At 62.1% G+C, this 16,961-nt stretch carries 20 protein-coding genes; 3 read left to right on the forward strand and 17 right to left on the reverse strand.

The genetic code is table 11. The annotated features are described in order from the left end of the window. Positions 1-7: 7 nt before the first annotated feature. Positions 8-577, reverse strand: a complete 570-nt coding sequence (locus Q363_RS35845; protein WP_157466617.1) for a DUF1440 domain-containing protein — start codon at positions 575-577, stop codon at positions 8-10. Positions 578-693: 116 nt separating this feature from the next. Here Q363_RS35845 and Q363_RS07625 point away from each other — a divergent pair, with 116 nt between their 5' ends. Continuing rightward, positions 694-993 carry a putative quinol monooxygenase gene (locus tag Q363_RS07625; RefSeq protein ID WP_035349106.1) on the forward strand — a complete coding sequence of 100 codons (300 nt, stop codon included), beginning with the start codon at positions 694-696 and terminating at the stop codon, positions 991-993. A gap of 4 nt (positions 994-997) precedes the next feature. On the opposite strand, the gene Q363_RS07630 is transcribed toward Q363_RS07625, so the two are convergent. Further along, entirely contained in the window at positions 998-2,215 is a 1,218-nt protein-coding gene (locus Q363_RS07630; protein ID WP_084080131.1) for a dipeptidase, read from the reverse strand. 595 nt (positions 2,216-2,810) lie between these two features. Here Q363_RS07630 and Q363_RS07635 point away from each other — a divergent pair. Beyond that, positions 2,811-3,704, forward strand: a complete 894-nt coding sequence (locus tag Q363_RS07635; RefSeq protein WP_211256132.1) for an SDR family NAD(P)-dependent oxidoreductase — start codon at positions 2,811-2,813, stop codon at positions 3,702-3,704. Between the two features lie 126 nt (positions 3,705-3,830). Here the strand turns inward: Q363_RS07635 and fdhA are convergent, their stop codons facing one another. From fdhA to Q363_RS07700, 15 genes are all read right to left on the reverse strand, one after another. Then, a complete protein-coding gene (gene fdhA, locus Q363_RS07640; protein WP_035349108.1) occupies positions 3,831-5,027 on the reverse strand; it encodes a formaldehyde dehydrogenase, glutathione-independent in 1,197 nt (398 codons plus the stop codon). A 118-nt stretch (positions 5,028-5,145) separates the two neighbouring features. Then, on the reverse strand, positions 5,146-5,541 hold the full coding sequence (locus tag Q363_RS07645; RefSeq protein ID WP_035349110.1) for a GlcG/HbpS family heme-binding protein: 396 nt from the start codon (positions 5,539-5,541) through the stop codon (positions 5,146-5,148). 121 nt (positions 5,542-5,662) lie between these two features. Further along, on the reverse strand, positions 5,663-6,427 hold the full coding sequence (sdhB, locus tag Q363_RS07650) for a succinate dehydrogenase iron-sulfur subunit (RefSeq protein ID WP_035349111.1): 765 nt from the start codon (positions 6,425-6,427) through the stop codon (positions 5,663-5,665). Between the two features lie 10 nt (positions 6,428-6,437). Next, positions 6,438-7,433 (reverse strand): acyltransferase family protein, encoded by a 996-nt coding sequence (locus Q363_RS07655; RefSeq protein ID WP_035349113.1) that lies wholly within the window; start codon positions 7,431-7,433, stop codon positions 6,438-6,440. Between the two features lie 85 nt (positions 7,434-7,518). After that, entirely contained in the window at positions 7,519-7,719 is a 201-nt protein-coding gene (locus Q363_RS07660) for a hypothetical protein (protein WP_035349115.1), read from the reverse strand. Positions 7,720-7,825: 106 nt separating this feature from the next. After that, a complete protein-coding gene (sdhA, locus tag Q363_RS07665) occupies positions 7,826-9,598 on the reverse strand; it encodes a succinate dehydrogenase flavoprotein subunit (protein ID WP_035349117.1) in 1,773 nt (590 codons plus the stop codon). Positions 9,599-9,772: 174 nt separating this feature from the next. After that, positions 9,773-9,907 (reverse strand): hypothetical protein, encoded by a 135-nt coding sequence (locus Q363_RS45355; RefSeq protein ID WP_281175974.1) that lies wholly within the window; start codon positions 9,905-9,907, stop codon positions 9,773-9,775. Beyond that, positions 9,904-10,704, reverse strand: coding sequence for a succinate dehydrogenase/fumarate reductase transmembrane subunit (locus tag Q363_RS07670; RefSeq protein ID WP_051978521.1), 801 nt, complete (start codon positions 10,702-10,704; stop codon positions 9,904-9,906). The genes Q363_RS45355 and Q363_RS07670 overlap by 4 nt, the downstream gene beginning before the upstream one ends. 161 nt (positions 10,705-10,865) lie before the next feature. Continuing rightward, entirely contained in the window at positions 10,866-11,642 is a 777-nt protein-coding gene (locus tag Q363_RS07675; RefSeq protein WP_342667396.1) for a non-canonical purine NTP pyrophosphatase, read from the reverse strand. Beyond that, positions 11,639-13,021 carry a hypothetical protein gene (locus Q363_RS07680; protein WP_245632086.1) on the reverse strand — a complete coding sequence of 461 codons (1,383 nt, stop codon included), beginning with the start codon at positions 13,019-13,021 and terminating at the stop codon, positions 11,639-11,641. Before Q363_RS07680 ends, Q363_RS07675 begins: the two co-directional genes overlap by 4 nt. A gap of 94 nt (positions 13,022-13,115) precedes the next feature. Continuing rightward, a complete protein-coding gene (locus Q363_RS07685; RefSeq protein ID WP_035349120.1) occupies positions 13,116-13,484 on the reverse strand; it encodes a hypothetical protein in 369 nt (122 codons plus the stop codon). Between the two features lie 74 nt (positions 13,485-13,558). Continuing rightward, the gene (gene fliS / locus Q363_RS07690; RefSeq protein WP_084080132.1) at positions 13,559-14,113 is read right to left on the reverse strand and encodes a flagellar export chaperone FliS; all 555 of its coding nucleotides are present in this window, start codon (positions 14,111-14,113) and stop codon (positions 13,559-13,561) included. Then, on the reverse strand, positions 14,038-15,129 hold the full coding sequence (gene fliD, locus Q363_RS07695; protein ID WP_245632087.1) for a flagellar filament capping protein FliD: 1,092 nt from the start codon (positions 15,127-15,129) through the stop codon (positions 14,038-14,040). The genes fliS and fliD overlap by 76 nt, the downstream gene beginning before the upstream one ends. Continuing rightward, on the reverse strand, positions 15,041-15,415 hold the full coding sequence (locus Q363_RS43805) for a flagellar cap protein FliD N-terminal domain-containing protein (protein WP_245632088.1): 375 nt from the start codon (positions 15,413-15,415) through the stop codon (positions 15,041-15,043). Before Q363_RS43805 ends, fliD begins: the two co-directional genes overlap by 89 nt. A gap of 153 nt (positions 15,416-15,568) precedes the next feature. Next, positions 15,569-16,282 (reverse strand): flagellin, encoded by a 714-nt coding sequence (locus Q363_RS07700; RefSeq protein WP_245632098.1) that lies wholly within the window; start codon positions 16,280-16,282, stop codon positions 15,569-15,571. A gap of 347 nt (positions 16,283-16,629) precedes the next feature. Here Q363_RS07700 and Q363_RS35850 point away from each other — a divergent pair, with 347 nt between their 5' ends. Beyond that, positions 16,630-16,935 (forward strand): flagellar FlbD family protein, encoded by a 306-nt coding sequence (locus Q363_RS35850; protein ID WP_245632089.1) that lies wholly within the window; start codon positions 16,630-16,632, stop codon positions 16,933-16,935. Positions 16,936-16,961: the final 26 nt, after the last annotated feature.

Raw genomic sequence — 16,961 nt, forward strand, 5'->3', positions numbered from 1 at the left:
GCGAAGACTACATGAGCCGACGGAGGAGGCTTCGGATGAGCTCGAGCGAACCGCCGTATACGACGTGCGCTGCCCAGTGCTGAAGGTGGTCGCGGGGCGGGGTGTCGGTTGGTGCGGGAGAGAGCTGGAAGGCGGGAACGGCGACCTCGTGGGCAGCGAGAAAGAGCAGGGTGCCGTAGGCGGTGCCTCCGCCGGTGGTGACTTCGGGGACGAGTTCGGCGGTGACCCCGTAAACGGCGCCCATGAGAGTTCCGAAGGCGTAGTGAACGGCCTGGCCGGCTCTCTTCTTTTCTTCGGGGGGAAGCTGTTTGCCGGCGATTTCAGCGATCTTTCGTGCGACGATTTCCGTGGAGTCTTCCTGTTGTTGAGCTAGCTGCTCCTTTTGTTGCTGGTCGCGTTCGATGGCTTCGGCCGATTCGTGGCTGGCGAGTCGTATCTGTTTTTCGACCGCCTTCTGACCAGCGGTGGAGATTTTCTGAAACTGGTCCATGATAAGGGTGGCTGCAATGCCGGCGGTGATGCCGGTTGCGAGACCGCGGAGAACATTTGGGCGACGGCGGCGAGTGAAGTATCTCAAGAACACGTTTGCACCTCGACGGTGGTTTACACGATTTTCACGTTGTGTGATGCGAAATTCCAAACGCAGGTGTGACCGACGGAGCTTAGCGGCATCTCACTGTAAGGAGGAATGATATGCCTAAACTTGCACTCTATGTCCCGTTGAAGTCGAAGCCCGGTAAGGAAGCAGAGCTGAAGGAGTTTCTGAAACAGGGCGCTGCGATGGCCGCTGAGGAACCGGGCACGACGACCTGGTACGCGCTGGATGAAATGGACGGGCGCTATAGCATCTTCGACACGTTTGAAGATGAGGCAGGGCGGGATGCGCACCTGAATGGTCCGATTGCAAAGGCGCTGATGGCGAAGGCCAGCGAGCTGTTGGCGGAGCCGCCGCAGATCAACAAGCTCACGCTGATTGCCACCAAGGCAAAGTAGCGAGTTACTGGTTCTGGCCGGGTGCGACGACGGGCGGCTTTTCCTGTGCGGCCTCGACGGCGCGGAGGACTCGCAGAAGATTTTCGCCGAGGAGCTTGCGCATGTCTTCGGCGGAGTGGCCGCGTGCCATCAGGGCAGCGGTGATCTTTGGGAGATCGGCGGCGGAGTCGATCTCGGCTGGTGGGACGGGAATGCCGTCGAAGTCGGTGCCGATGCCGACGTGATCGATGCCTGCGACGCGGATGATGTGATCGAAGTGGGCTATCAGGGAATCGAACGGTGCGCGTCCGATTCGCTCGGCGTACTTGCGGTCGATCGCGTCTGAAGCGGCGAACGGGACGGGAAGTCCCTTGGCGTGATACTCCGCGTCGAGGGCGTCCTGTTCCTTCTGGCGTTCGGGCCTGGAGGCGTTCCAGGCGGCGCGCCAGTTCTCGTCGATGAAGCCTGGGTAGAAGTTCACCATCACGACGCCGTTGTTCTTTGCGACGGCGCGCAGCATGTCGTCGGTCAGGTTGCGCGGAGCCTGCGTTAGGGCGCGCGCGGAGGAGTGCGAGGCGATGATGGGAGCGCGAGTGATCTCGATGACGTCCCAGAAGGTCTTGTTGGAGGCGTGTGAGACGTCGACCATCATGCCGAGGCGGTTCATCTCGGCGATCACCCGCTTGCCGAAGGGAGCGAGGCCGTTGTGGTGTTTGACGGCGGGGTCGTCGATGTCGCCGGAGGAGTCGGCCCAATCGTTGGAGTTGGACCAGGTGAGGGTCATGTAGCGGACGCCGAGGCGATAGTAGTCGCGGAGGAGGCCGAGTGAGTTCTCGATGGAGTGGCCGCCTTCGATGCCCAGCATGACGCAGAACTTGCCTTCGGCGTGCGCGGTGACGATCTCGTCGGCGGTGACGCAGAGCTTGAGCTTGTCGGGAGCGCGGCGGACCTGCTCGAGCGTGCCGTCGATGAGGTCGAGGGTGCGGCGTGCGCTGTTCTCGGCGCAGTACTGGCTGGGATCGACCCAGATGGAGAAGAACTGCGCGTTGAGGTTGCCCTTCATCGCAGTGTCGTAGTTGAGCATTCCGCCGTGGAGCGGGTCGGTGAAGTTCCAGTTCTCGTCGACGAATCGCTGGGGCGTGTCGGCGTGTGTGTCGATGACGATGGCGCGGGCATGAACGGCTTGCGGGGCTAACGAATCTATTGGCAAATCTATTGGCGAATCTATTGGGTCTTCAGACATCTGTTTCCTTCGGGTTGCCGGGGAGAGGCGGTTGGAGCGATGGACTCTGGAAATTGTAGCAAGCGTTTGGGTTATGCCCGGTTGGGCGGCTTGCTCGGGATCGTACCTGCTACCGAGGGGACCCCCTCCCCCTTTAGTCATATAAAGCATTTATTTCTATGTACTTATGCGATTTGCACGGGCCAAAATATTGAAAACAGGTGCTTTATGGGAAAAAGTCTTGAAAACAAAAGGGATAAGGCCGGGAGTGTTCTCCCGGCCTTCTGGCTTTTTCTGAGCTTATTTCTATTTTAGCAAGGGGAAGGAAATTGATCGGCACTTTGCGGCGGTTTTCTTTTTGCGGGGGGAAGTATATTTGTTTGTTGTGGTTGCGAGGTATGAGAGGGGTTCGGGAGAGATTGTGGGGGCTTGACAGGGTTTCGCAGGGGTGTGGCGCGGAGCGATCTGGATTTTTGGCTGGTGTGGAGTTGGGGGGCCTTCGGCAGAGCGGTTGCGCCTTCGGCGCGGCTTTTCGGTGCCCGGGCTGAAGCCCGGGCCTACCTCAGAGGCAAAGGCGAGGGCGGATCGTGCTTCGCACGATTGTCCCCTTCATGCGATGAGACCGCATGAAGGGGGCACCGCGGGAACCCCGGCCCTGCGGCCAGTCGAGCAAACGGATCGCTCAATTTTTTCAAAGGGTGGCCGAGTCTCGTACACTGCCTGCGTGCAGATGCTCCAGGGCAAGGTCGCGGTGGTGACGGGCGGGAGCAGGGGCGTGGGCAGGGGCGTCGCCAGCGAGCTCGCTCGACAGGGGGCGAAGGTGTTTGTCACTGGCCGGTCTGAGGCTGATCTTCAGCGCATTGACGGCGTGGTTGGTATCCGTTGCGATCATCGGGTGGATGCTGAGGTGGCGGCGGCGTTTCAGCAGATCGCGAGCGAGGGTGGTGAGGTCGAACTTCTGGTCAATAACGTCTGGGGCGGCTATGAGCGGATGGTGGAGGGCGGCGAGTTTACCTGGGCCAGGCCGTTCTGGGAGCAGCCGCTGTGGCGCTGGGACGCGATGTTCGCCGCGGGTGTTCGCGCGCACTACCATGCGAGTCAGCTTGTGACGCCGGGGATGGTCGCGCGCCGGCGCGGCCTGATTGTGAACATTTCGTTCTGGGCGGCGCAGAAACACATTGGAAATGTGGCGTATGGTGTGGCGAAGGCCGCGACGGACAAGATGACGGCCGATATGGCGGTCGAGCTTGCGCCGCATGGCGTCGCAGTTGTGTCGCTCTACCCGGGACTAGTGCGCACGGAAAAGGTGATGGAGGCGGCGGCGTGGCTCGATTTGAGCAACTCGGAGTCTCCGGAGTTTATTGGGCGAGCGGTTGCGGCGCTGGCGGCGGATGCGGATGTGATGCGCCACACGGGAAAGGTGCTGGTGGCGGCAGCGGTTGCGAAGGAGTACGGCTTTACGGATGTTGATGGGAAGAGTCCGCGGCCACTTGCGCTGGCCGATGTCTGAGGTGAGGGTGCGGAAGGGATTGTCCCGCTCATGCGATGAGACCACATGAATGGGGAAGTACTCGATGATCGCAGGTGAAGGCGCCTGAGGTGGCAGATCTTCACCTGCGATCATCGGAGGTAAGCGTTATGCGGACCTGGCGAGGAGGCCGTGTGGATCGAGGACGAACTTCTTCGCTACGCCGGAGTCGAAGGCCTTGTAGCCTTGAGCTGCGTCCGTGAGCGAGATCACGCTCGCGTTGACGATCTTTGCTATGGGCAGGCGGTCGTGCAGGATCGCTTGCATAAGCTGGTGGTTGTACTTCAGCACGGGAGTCTGTCCGGTGTAGAAGCGGTGCGATTTTGCCCAGCCGAGGCCGAAGCGCATCTTGAGATTGCCTAGCTTCGCGGCTTCGTCGTGGGAGCCGGGGTCGTTGGTGACGTATAGGCCGGGGATACCGATACCACCAGCGGCACGGACGATGGACATGAGCGAGTTGAGTACGGTTGCAGGGGCTTCGGCACCGTCCTTGCCTTGTGCCCTGGCTTCGAAGCCGACTGCGTCTACAGCGGCATCAACTTCCGGCTTGCCGACTACGGAGGCTATGAGGTCTCCGAGATTGTCAGATTTGGTGAGATCGATTGGAGTGAAGCCGACGCTCGCGGCATGCTTGAGGCGATAAGGGTTCATGTCTCCGATCATGACAAGGGCTGCACCGAGAATCTGGGCGGAGGCGGCGGCTGCGAGTCCTACGGGGCCTGCACCTGCGACGTAGACGATGGAGCCTACGCCTACACCGGCCATGACGGCTCCGTGAAAGCCGGTAGGGAGGATGTCGGAGAGCATGGTGAGGTCCTTGATCTTCGACATGGCCTGGGCCTTATCGGGAAATTTGATGAGGTTGAAGTCTGCGTAGGGGACCATGACGTACTCGGACTGACCGCCAATCCAGCCGCCCATATCGACGTAGCCGTAGGCTCCTCCGGCGCGACCGAGATTGACGTTGAGACAGACGCCTGTCTGCTGCTCGCGGCAAGTGCGGCACCGGCCGCAGGCTACATTGAAGGGCACGGTGACAAGGTCGCCAACTTGCAGGAATTCGACATCGGAACCTGTTTCGATGATCTCGCCGGTGATCTCATGTCCCAGGACCATGCCTGTGGGCGCTGTGGTGCGACCGCGAACCATGTGCTGGTCCGAGCCGCAGATGTTGGTGGAGACAACCTTCAAGATCACACCGTGGTTGATCTTCTTACCGGCTGGATTCTGTAATTTGGGGAAATCAATGGATTGAACTTCGACGTGGTTCTGACCCAGGAAAACGACACCGCTATTTTCTGCCATCCTTTACTACCTCTGGTGATTGGATTCGGGCTACCAAGGATACGGTGCAGAGGAAAGGGAGCGCATTGCGCTCCCTTGGATAAATATTTTTTATGGATGATAAATATTTTTTATGGATTTAGAGGGCTGCTGCGCCCGCTTCGGCTACTGCGTGATCTTGCACGCCGGAGCCTCCGCTGACACCAATAGCGCCGACCACTTTGCCGTCCTTCTTAATGGGGATGCCGCCGGCGAAGATCATAACTTTGCCGTCGTTGGAAGCGTTGATTCCAAAAAACTGGTCGCCCGACTGCGAGTTTGCACCGAGGTCCCTGGTTGTGATGTCGAAGGCTCGGGAGGTCCAGGCTTTCTTCTGGGCGATGTCGATAGAACCGAGCCAGGCGTTGGCCATGCGCTCGAAGGCGATGAGGTTGCCACCTTCGTCGACTACGGCTACGTTCATGGGTTGGCCGAGTTCTTCGGCTTTCTTTTCGGCGGCGGCGATGATGCGCCGGGCATCGGCGAGGGTGATCATTAGCTTCTCCTAGTGTTAACTTACGATTGGGCGCTCGAGGTTGAAAAAGGAACGAACTCGGCGAGCGGTCCACAAGATTTTGCATCCCGTATTGCCTTTGGGAGGAGCCTCTCGCGACTTATTATCTCGTGAAGAAGTCTTTGACTTGCTGGACGAAGGCGTCGCGGCCCATGTCGCTGATGGCCTCGGTGAGGGGGAGTTCTTTGGGGCAGGCTACGACGCAGTTCTGGGCGAAGCCGCACTCCTGGATTCCGCCGTCGCCGGCGAGGGCGCGGAGGCGCTCTTCGGCGAGGACGGCGCCTGAGGGGTCCATGTTGAAGAGCTTGGCCTGGGCGATGGTTGCGGCTCCGACGAAGTTGGTGGAGACGTTGAACTGGGGGCAGACCTCCATGCAGCAGCAGCAGCTGATGCAGCTGGAGAGCGGGTAGCGCTGTTCTTGTATATGTGGGTGCTGGCGTGGGCCAGCACCCAGATCGTACGTGCCATCGATGGGGACCCAGGCCTTGACCTTCTTGAGGTTCTCGAAGAGGACGGAGCGGTCGACGGCGAGGTCGCGGACGACGGGGAACTTGGTGAGCGGCGCGAGCGTGATGGGCTGGGCCATGTCAGAACCCATCAGCTTGTCGACGAGGGCGGAGCAGGCCATGCGGGCCTTGCCGTTGATGAGCATGGCGCAGGAGCCGCAGATCTCCTCGAGGCAGTTGGAGTCGTAGGTGATGGGCGTGGTGGGGTGGCCTGCGACGTCGACGGGGTTGAGCGCGATCTCGCCGAGCAGCGAGGTGATGTTCATGCCCGGGCGATAGGGGATCTCGAACTTCTCGGTGACGGGGGCGGCATCGGGGGTGGCCTGGCGCTTGATCTCGACTTTGATGGTGCTGGGTGGCATGGTCTGTTCCTTAGCTTGGCGTTACGGCAGGATATGGGGTCTTGATGCGCCGCGAGTGGGCGAGCGCGAGCGATGGCTTTTCAACGAAGAACCAGGAGAGGGCGGCGCCGATGGCGATGGCTGCGAGCGTGAGTGCGAGAGCGAGCCAGGGATGCGCGCGGTAGAGCCCTGCGGCGACGACGAGCTGAATGATGGGCCAGTGCAGGACGTAGGTTCCGTAGGAGAAGTCTCCCCAGCGCGTGGGGCCTTTGACCGTGGGCAGCAGAAGGCAGGCGCTGAGGGTGAGGGTGGCGACTCCTGCTGGGCGGAAGACGAACCAGCCGGTGGCGACGTGCGCGATGTAGAGCAGCGCGGCGACGGCGCTGATCCACTTGCCGTTGGCCTCGAACCAGCGGAGGTGGTAATGGATGAGCGCGCCAATCATGAAGAACGAAAGCTGGCCGGGGAGTTGGAGGGCGAGTGAGTTGTGGTCGGCCATGAGGACGCGGTAGACGATGGAGAGCACGAAAAGGGTCCAGAGGACGGCGTCGCGATGGAGGCGGCGGCAGAGCCAGACGATGATGGGGACGGCGATGTAGAACATCACCTCGATCTTGATGGTCCAGAGGGCGCCGTTTATTCCGTGCTCGGGGTTATTGGCGAAGACGCCGGGGATGGAGCCGCCGAGGAAGTTGAGGAAGGTGAGGTTGGCGAAGAGGAAGCGGCCGACGTGGAAGCTGCCGCTGAAGAAGGCGATGGCGAGGCAGAAGGCGGTGGCGAGCCAGTAGCCGGGAAGGATGCGAGCGGCGCGCTTGATCCAGTAGTCGCGCAGGGAGGAGGAGCGCTCCCAGCTGGCGAAGATGAGGAAGCCGGAGATGGCGAAGAAGCCTTCGACGGCGAGATGGCCGCTGAAGTAGCGGGGGAGCGGCGCGAAGATGGGGGCGCCGCTGATGTAGCCGACGTGGAAGAAGATGACCACGGCGGCGAGCAGCAGACGCATGATGTCGAAGTTGTTCTCTCGCTTCATGAGGAACACGTCCGCTGGAAGAGCGGGTTTTGAAGATGTGCAGGCGTCCCCCGCGTCGCCGTGGAGGTGACGGGTTGGGCGCGTGCTACCGAGCGGCCTTCCGGGGCCGGTCTTGCATGGCAGCGGCGATACCGGCTTCCATGCTCTCGAGGTGACCGCTGGGACCCTCGATCTTCTTCATTCTGGCTTTGATCCGTCGGTTGTGGATCAAGACGAAGCTCCAGATGGCAATGAAGATCAGGGGCAGCACGCCGAAGACGAAGATAGTCGACTGCAGCTCTGTCATGGCTGGTTAGATGGCAAAAGCGAGTTGTGGGAGTATTTCGCTGCATCGGATTTTTTGGTGTTTCGCGAGCTTGACAGAGATACAGGGACGTCTACCTTCGCCTGGGTTATGCGGTTGCGTCGTAACGGCGCGGCCGCGGCTTGATGTACTGGATGTCGACCTCTTCGAACTCGAAGTGCGGCGCGTCGTTGCAGAAGCTGGCCTTCGTGGTCTTGAGGAACTTCTCGTCGTTGCGGTCGGGGAAGTCGGGCTTGTAGTGGGCTCCGCGAGATTCGTCGCGGAGGTGCGCACCCTGGACGATGACGCGGGCTAGCTCAAGCATGTTGTAGAGCTGGCGGGCGAAGGCGAAGCTGGTGTTGGCCCACTGGCTCTTGTCGGAGAGGTTGATGTTGCGGTAGCGGTGCTGCAGCTCGACGATCTTGGCGTCGGCCTCTTCGAGACCTTTGTTGTAGCGGATGATGGTGGCGTGCTTGGTCATGGTGTCGCCGAGCTCGCGCCAGAGCTTGAAGGGGTTTTCGGTGCCGGGGTTGTTGAGGAGGATGTTGTTGGACTCCTTCTGACGCTGGAGTTCGGCTGCGTGGCCGCCGTCGCCAGCCTGCTCGGGTAGGGACTTGGCGTACTGGATGGCCTGCGGGCCGGCGACGAAGCCGCCGTAGATGCAGGAGAGCAGCGAGTTGGCTCCGAGGCGGTTGGCGCCGTGGATAGAGTAGTCGGCCTCGCCGGCGGCGAAGACGCCGGGGATGTTGGTCTGCTGATTGAAGTCGACCCAGAGGCCGCCCATGGTGTAGTGCATGCCGGGGAAGATCTTCATGGGGACTTTGCGGGGGTCGTCTCCGACGAACTTCTCGTAGATCTCGAGGATGCCCTCGAGCTTATGCAGGCGCTCGGGCGGGAGATGCGAGACGTCGAGGTAGACCTGCGGCTGGCCGTCGATGCCCATGTTGTGCTCGTAGACGACCTTGAAGATGGCGCGGGTGGCGACGTCGCGGGGGACGAGGTTGCCGTACTTGGGGTACCACTCCTCGAGGAAGTACCAGCGGTCGCCTTCAGGAATGGACTCAGAGGCGCGCTTGTCGTTCTTGTCCTTGGGGACCCAGACGCGGCCGCCTTCGCCGCGGGCTGACTCGGACATGAGGCGGAGCTTGTCTTCGCCGGGGATGGCGGTGGGGTGGACCTGGATGAACTCGCCGTTGGCGTAGTAGGCGCCCTGCTGGTAGAGGGCGGATTGGGCGGAGCCGGTGCAGACGACGGAGTTGGTGGATTTGCCGAAGATGGCTCCGTTGCCGCCGGTGCAGATGATGATGGCGTCGGCGGGGAAGGTGCGGAGCTCCATGGTGCGGAGGTCCATGGCGCAGATGCCGCGGCAGACACCGTTTGCGTCGAGCACGGCGGAGAGGAACTCCCAGCCCTCGTACTTGGTGACCTTGCCCTCGGACTCGTAGCGGCGGACCTGCTCGTCGAGCGCGTAGAGGAGCTGCTGGCCGGTGGTGGCTCCGGCGAAGGCAGTGCGGTGGTAGAGCGTGCCTCCGAAACGGCGGAAGTCGAGCAGGCCCTCGGGGGTGCGGTTGAAGGGCACGCCCATGCGGTCGAGCAGGTCGATGATGGCGGGGCCCTGCGCGGTCATCTGCTTGACGGGCGTTTGGTTGGCGAGGAAATCGCCACCGTAGATGGTGTCGTCGAAGTGCTTGAAGACGTCGTCGCCCTCGCCCTTGAGGTTCTTGGCGGCGTTGATGCCTCCCTGGGCGCAGACGGAGTGCGAGCGCTTGACGGGGACGATGGAGAAGAGGTCAACCTTGCCGCCAGCCTCGGCGATCTTGATGACGGCGGCCAGGCCTGCGAGGCCTCCGCCTACGACTATGATTCTGGGTGTTGCTGCCATTTAGTTCTTCCTCTTAATCTTGTCGGCCTAGATTGGGGCGTGAGATGCAAAAATCACCGCGAGAAGCAACACGACTATCCCGCCTGCCATACACGAGATATAAGCAACGTTTAAGCGACCTTGAGGCAATACCGAGTGATAAGTCTTCATTACTTGCCGGTCCTTATAATTCGGCTACCACGCCAACGAGATCCATTCCCGAGGCTCTCGTCTGCGATTGATCTCCTGAGCCATCCTGACGACCGATAACTTCGCGACCACCAGCATCGCCAGCCCAGTGGTCAAGGTGATCCAAGTAACGGCGCTCATCGCAGCTCTCCCGGCTGGGATGGATTTGTTGAATTCGGCGGCGGCACGGTGGGTGCTGGTAGGGTCACTCCCGCAGGCTGCTCGGGCATGACGTCTTCGGGGGCGGGTGGTGCGCTGACGACAGCCCAGATGCTGATGAGGCCCATGAGGCAGAGCGCAGCGCCGCCGAGGCCGCAGATGTAGCCGAAGTTCTTGCGGGCCTTGTCGCCAGGGGTGATGCCCCACTTGGCGGCGAAGAGCCAGATGCCGTAGGCGAAGTGCCAGGTGGTGGCGATCATGGCGATGACGTATGCCGCGAGGATCCACGGGTTGGCGAGTTCGACCTGAACCTTGTGGAAGGCTGCTCCGGGGTGTTCGGGCAGCGAGATGCCGTGGAAGCGCTGGCTCCAGACGTGGTAGCCGATGTAGAGGAGCGCGATGATGCCGGTGATGCGCTGGGAGAGGTACATCCAGTTGCCGGCCCATGGGTAGACGTTGACGTTCGAGCGTCCGCGGACGGCGATGAAGACGCCGTAGAAGGCGTGGTAGGCGAGCGGGATGAAGATCAGTCCCCACTCGAGGACGCGAACGAGGGGAAGGGCGTTGAGGAACTTGACCTGCTGGGCGTAGGCGAGGGGGCCGTTGACGGTCTCGTAGTTGGAGACGATGTGCTCGATGAGGAAGGCGCCGATGGGGACGATGCCGGTGAGCGAGTGCAGCTTGCGCCAGAAGAAGGAGTGTCCCTCGCCGGCGCGAAGCGGTTGCACTCCACGCAGAGGCGGAGTTGCGGGTGGGGCGGGCGGGGCGGCGGCGGCCATGAAAACTCCTTTGAGGTCGTTGGGAGTGCTGCCTGTTTTCTGCAGCAGCCTGATTATTCCGCCTGCCAATGGCAACGTCAAGAAAATCAGGCATGGTCTGTGCGGTTACCGATACGCTTGTGCGATTATTTGGACGCCGGCCCTTTCCGATGGTTTGAGAGTCAGCCCAGCGCTTTGATCAGGGCTCGGAAGGCGCGGCCGCGATGGCTGAGGGTGAGCTTGGTCTCGAGGTCGAGTTCAGCCATGGTTTGGCCAAATTCGGGAAGGTAGAAGAGCGGATCGTACCCGAAGCCTCCGGTTCCTTGAGGCTTGTGGAGGATCGTTCCTTCGACGGTTCCGTCTCCTGTCGCGACGACGACACCGTCGCGGGCGGTGGCGAGGACGCAGTGATAGCGCGCCTGCCGCCCGGCGTCGGGAGACGTTTTGGGAATGGCTTCGAGGGCGGCGAGGAGGCAGAGATTGTTTTTCTCGTCGACGGGAAGATCGGTGTCGGTCGCAAAGCCAGAGTCGTCGGCGTAGCGTGCGGAGCGGACGCCCGGCGCGCCCGAGAGTGCATCGACCTCGAGACCGGAGTCGTCGGCGACGACGAGGAGTCCGGGTGCGAGGCGAGAGTAGGCGAGGGCCTTGAGGCGGGCGTTGCTGGCGAAGGTCGGCTCGTCCTCGGCGGGCGCGGGCATGGCGGCGAGGCCGGGGAGGGGTTCGATGGTGATGCCGGAGTTCGCGCCGGCGGCAGCGGCGAAGTCGCGCAGCTTGCCCTGGTTGGTGGTGGCGACGTAGAGGTTCATGGGAAGTTCATTGTGGCATGGAAGAGATTCGTAACGGCTGACGGTGAAGGGCAACCGCAGGTCCTTCGACTGCGCCTCTCGCGATAAGGCTGCGAGATTCCGCCCAGGATGACACTCTTTTGTCGGAAGGGAGTTACCTTGTGCTGTTCTCATGGTGCGATGCGTAGGCGGACGAAGGCGGCAACTCCCCAGGGGTGATGGCCGTAGATGGTGTGCAGAGCGTCGGGGGTGGTGTAGGTGGTGAACTGCGCGCCGGGGGCGACGGTGAGGTGAGCTGCGAGGCGGAGGTCACGGTCGTAGCCGAAGGTGTAGGCCTGCACGTGGCCGATGGGAGACTCCTCGAAGTTCGGCGGCAGAGCGGTTCCGGGGGTGAGGAGAAGCTCGCTGGAGCGCGCTGCGTTCTCGATGCGCGTCCAGAGGTAGTTCTTGCGGCCGAACTTGACGAGCGACTCGGCGAGGTAGCTGTTCATGGTGTGGTTGTCGGCGAGGGAGCGGGTGCGGCCCCAGATGAGTGTGCTCGACCAGTTTCCGGTGGTGAGGCCGTTGGCGTCGCGAGGGCCGAAGGGCCGGTTGTACATCACCGAGGCAGTCTGGCGATACTGGTCTTCATGCGGGTAGAGCGCCTCGGGGCTGGTGATGTGCGCGATGGAGTACTGGCCGCTCCAGTTGGCCGTGGGCGAGACGGTGATGCGCGTGGAGTAGCTGTCGATGGCGAGGCCGTTGGTGGAGGGTTGAAAGTGCCAGCGGTCTTCGGCGGGCTCGCCGCCGTGGAAGCCGGAGCCTTCGACGCGAAGCCAATGCCAGGTGAGGCCGGCGGTGAGGACGTTGAAGGCGATGTGGGTGGAGTCCTGCTGGTGGTGGCCGAGGGCGGCGACGGGGTTCTCGGAGGCCGACATGCGATGCGGGTACGCGGTGGGGCCGATGGCGGGGTCGCCGATGGGCGCGGCGTAGAAGCTGAGCAGCGTGCGCTCGCTGAGGCGGATGTCGTAGAGCGCGGCGACCTCCATGAAGAAGTCGTGCGGATGCTGGCCATCGACGATGGGCTTGCCGAAGGCGGTCTCGCCCTGCTGGAAGAGCAGAGGGTATTGACGGCTGGTGATGGTCGCGGGCTCGAGGGAGAACATGGCGCGTAGAGTGAGCTGGCCGGGGCCGATGCGCCGCATCGCCATGGGCATGATCCAGTTGGCGGAGAAGAGCTTGTCGCCGCCGCGGCGGCCGTCTGGTGTTTGTGCGGCGTGCTGCTGGATGTCGGTGACGAAGGCCTCGCCGTGCAGCATCCACATCCATGAGTTGTGGTGCCCCATGATCATGTACATCGGCGTAGAGGCGGGTTCGGCGCTGGTGCCGGAGGAGAGGTGGTTGAGTTGCGCCTGGATGAGGTTGGTGGGCTGCATGATCATTCCGGGCATCTGGGGCATGTTCCTTGAGCTGGTGTCTTGCTCCATCTGCGCGTGGCTGCGGTTTACGGATATGGCAAGACCGCAGAGCAGAATGACGCGGCCGAGCAGACGTTGGCGAGAGGGTGATGTCACGGAAGTTCTTCTCCTGAGGGTGCAGTCAGGGGCATGCCAGCGGCGAGCGCGGGTGCGCTCAGGCGAACAGGCAGGGGTCAGGGAAGAGTTGTGATCAGATGCGCAGGGCGATCAGCGGAGGGGGTTGGGTCGCGGCGATCTTTGCGGGTGCGGTGGGATTGATGGCTGTAGGGATCTGAATGGAGATGAGTAGCGTCGTGGGAGAGATGATGGCGGGTTGCTCTAACTCCACGGCGGAAGCTGAGGATACTGGTTGGTGGTGAATGGTGCAGCAGGTCGTGGTGGTATGTTCGCCAGCGGGGCTGCGCTGAGGGCAGCAGGAGTGTTCGGCGGCGCTCAACGTGTGCGGATGGCGTGAGGCGGTGGCAGGCGGGTCCTGGGGCAAAGCGAGGCATGCTGCGGAGCTAACGAAGAGCGTCAGCAGGCAGAGTGTCGCGACGAAGCTGGAGATCGTGCGCCTCATGGCGTTTCTATTGGACGACGCCGAAAGGTGAAGCATCATCCAACCCTAGTGTAACGCGGTCGCTGCGTTGTCGGCTATGCGGACCAACGCGATGCCGTGGGGGTCTCGCTGTTCGCGGCGGGGGCGGGAGTGACGAAGCGCTCCTCGCGGGTGCGCAGCTCACGCGGCAGAACTTTGCCGGCTTCGGGATCGCGAGCTGCGATCACCCACGCGTCGCGGACGTTGCGGATGCAGGCGATGACCTCGTGGAACTGTTCGACGGACTCGTGGTGCGAGGCTTCGAGCGCCATGGTGAACATGGTGGCGTAGAAGTCGGAGAGAGACTGCGCGGTGCTGCCGCCGAGGTCGGGACGCAGGCGTGCCTGAAGATACATCAGCACATCGAGCGCGCGATGCACGGCGATGCGGCGCCCGCGCACGTCGCCTTCTTCGACGCACTGCGCTGCGCGGTACAGGAAGCGGATTGCGCCGTCGTAGAGGGCGACGATGAGTTCCATGCCAGTCGCACCGACCAGCGCCTGCTGCTGATAGCTCGTTTCCGTCGTGGCCTCGTTTACTGGTTGCCTGTGTCGAAGCCGGTTACGGCGCTGTAGAGTTGGTTGATCTGGTTGATCTGGTCGGGGATCGATTGCAGGATCTGGTTGGCGAGGTTGAGCTGGTTGGTCAGGCGCACTTTGTCGTCGGCGATTCTGGCATCCTGGTCGCTGATGCTTTCGTTCAGAGCGGCCTCCTGGGCGGTATTCTGCTGCATCGCGAGAAAAAGGACGCCCTTGGTCGAGGTGCTGCTCAGGCCGTTGAGGGTCTTGGTGAAGCTTTGGCCGAAGCTGTCGGAGTTTTGCAGGAAGCCTTCGATGTCTGAGAAGTTAGTATTGAGCGCGGTGTCGAGTTGGCTGGCGTCGAGGCTCAGCTTCCCGAACTGATCTACCGAGATGCCGAGCTGCTGCAGGCTCTTGATGGAGCCGCTGGCGGCGCCCGACAGAAGGCCCTGCGTGAGCTGGTTCTGGATCAACGCGACGGTGGGGTCGCCGTACAGCTGCTCGGGATTGCCGCTGGAGTCCTTGCCCTCCTGGGTCTTGATGTCGGAGATCACGGTGTTGTAAGCCGTGACGAAGTTGCTCACCGCCTGTTCGATGGAGCTGTTGTCGTTGGTGATCTGCACCTGCACGGGTTGGCTCGTGTTTGGCGATACCGATAGAATCTGGAAGGTTACGCCGGGGATGAGGCCGGTAACGGTGTTTGATGCGCTCGTCGTGTCCAGGCCGTCGACGTTGAGGCTTGCGTCCAGGCCCTGCTGACCCTGTTGGAACGATATCGTGCTGCCGGTCGTCGCGTCGGTTAGCGAACCGCTCAGCGCAATCTGTCCCGCGGCGCCGCTGGTCTTGCTGACCAGCGAGAGACGCGAGCCGGTGGTGTCCGTCACTACGCTTGCCGCCACGCCGATCGAAGCGGCGTTGATGGAGGCTGCCAGAAGCGGCAATGTGTTGTTGGAGCTGTCGATCGTGATGGTCTGGCTCTGCCCGGAGCCGATCTGGATCGTCAGTGAGCCGCTGAGCGTGTCACTGGCCTTGGTGATCCGGGTCGGAGTACTGCGACGACGTCTGTGCCAGGTGATTGACGACGATGGTATGGCTGCCAGCGGTCGCAAGGTTGCTGGCCGAGGTCAGCGCGACGACGTTGGTGTCGGAGCTTGAGCCCTGCTTCGAGGCGAAGACCCCGCTGAAGTCTGTGAGGGTCTGAAGCGAGGAAGAGAGCGTGGCGAGATGCGTGCCGAATGAACTGAGCGCGGTGTCCTGCGCCTGCAGGTTTGTCAGCTGCGTCTTCCATGGCGTCTCGATGCCCTGTTCGATCGCGAGGATCTGATTCACCGTGGAGGTTACGTCGAACCCGTTTCCGCTGTTGACCGAACCGAAGTTGATCCCGACTGTTGCCATTCTTCCTCCACGATGCAGGGCGATGAAGCTGATAGAGCAACTGCGCTGCCTAATCCTCGGTTGGAGGATTAGGCAGTCTTAACCTTCGTTACCGAAGAGAAGTCGGCGGACGAGCATGTTCATTCGCTCGCCGCCGTCTCTCCTGTCCACGTTTTACTGGAGCAGCTTCAGGACGTCCTGCTGGACGGGGTTGGCCTGCGAGAGCGCTGCGATACCCGTCTGGCTGAGCACCTTGAACTTGGCCATGTCGCTGGTGGCCTGGCCGTAGTTGGTCGCACGTACGTTGTTCTCGGCGGAGGTCAGGTTGACCGACTCGGCGCTGGCGACGTTCGACGCTGCGTTGAGCTGGTTGATGTTGGCGCCGATCGTACCTCGCTGGTAGGCGACATCCTGAATCGCAGTGGTAAGGCTGGTGAGCACATTCTGTGCCATCCCCGAGGACAGCGTCGCAACACCGACCGCAGTGAAGTCCACGCCAGCACCTGCCGATGACGTGCCCACGCTGGCCGTGGTCAGAGCGCCGATCGTCTCACTGAATGTAGTCGCTCCTGAGGCTGTGCCATCGCTTACAAATACGTTCGTGGCGGTCGCCGAAAACACGCTATTGCCGTTGAAGTTGGTGGTCGAGCCGATGTTGCCGATCTCGGTGAGGATGTTCTGGTACTCCTGGTTGGCCGAGCTGACCTGCGAGGAGTTCAGTGTGCCGTTGGCGGCCTCAGTCGCCAGTGTCACGGCGCGGTTGAGGAGGTTGGTGACCTGCGACAGGGCGCCGTCGGCGGTCTGCAGCAGGCCGACGCCGGAAGACGCGTTCTGCGCCGACTGCCTGAGGGCGGCGACGTTGGCGTGGAGGCCGTCGGCGAGCGCCAGGCGTGCGGCGTCGTCGGCGCCGCTGGTTGATGCGCGAACCGGATGAGAGCTGCGTGAGCGTGTTCTGCAGGCTCATCTGCGTCTGGTTCAGATTGGTCTGCGCGTAGATTGCTGCGATGTTATTCAGTACACCCAAGGACATGGGAAAGGCTCCTGTAACGCTCGATTTGAGTTGCCGCGCTGCCTGTCCCGGGTGCTGATCCGGGCCGTTGGGCCCGGTTCACCTTGCGATAGGCGTTGCGTTCTCCCACCTCATCGGCGCGGTGTCGTGCGACTTGAGGCGCAGGCGAATTTTTCTCTGGTTACCTTGTGGTCGAGCCGGCCTATCGATATGGGCGGCGCCGCCGATGAGAGGCCTGAGAGGAACGATTCCCATGATCGAACTGACGCGCCTGAACGGCAGCCGCCTCAGCCTGAACTGCGATCTGATCAAGCAGGCGGAGTCGGCCCCGGATACGGTGCTGACCTTAATTACAGGAGAGAAACTGGTGGTGCTGGAGCCGCGCAGCGAGGTGACTCGCAGGACGCTGGACTATCGCGCGGCGGTGCTGCGCGCGGCGTGGCCGGACGCGGCGTCAGCGCTGAGCGCGAAGACTGCGCGCCACGCTCAGGATGTTGTGGAGCGAGCGGATGCTGACGAAGCCGCGACCTAATCGATACCAGTTTTGCTTCTGAAGAG

This window comes from Edaphobacter aggregans DSM 19364, from assembly GCF_000745965.1.
GTDB classification, from domain to species: Bacteria; Acidobacteriota; Terriglobia; order Terriglobales; family Acidobacteriaceae; genus Edaphobacter; species Edaphobacter aggregans.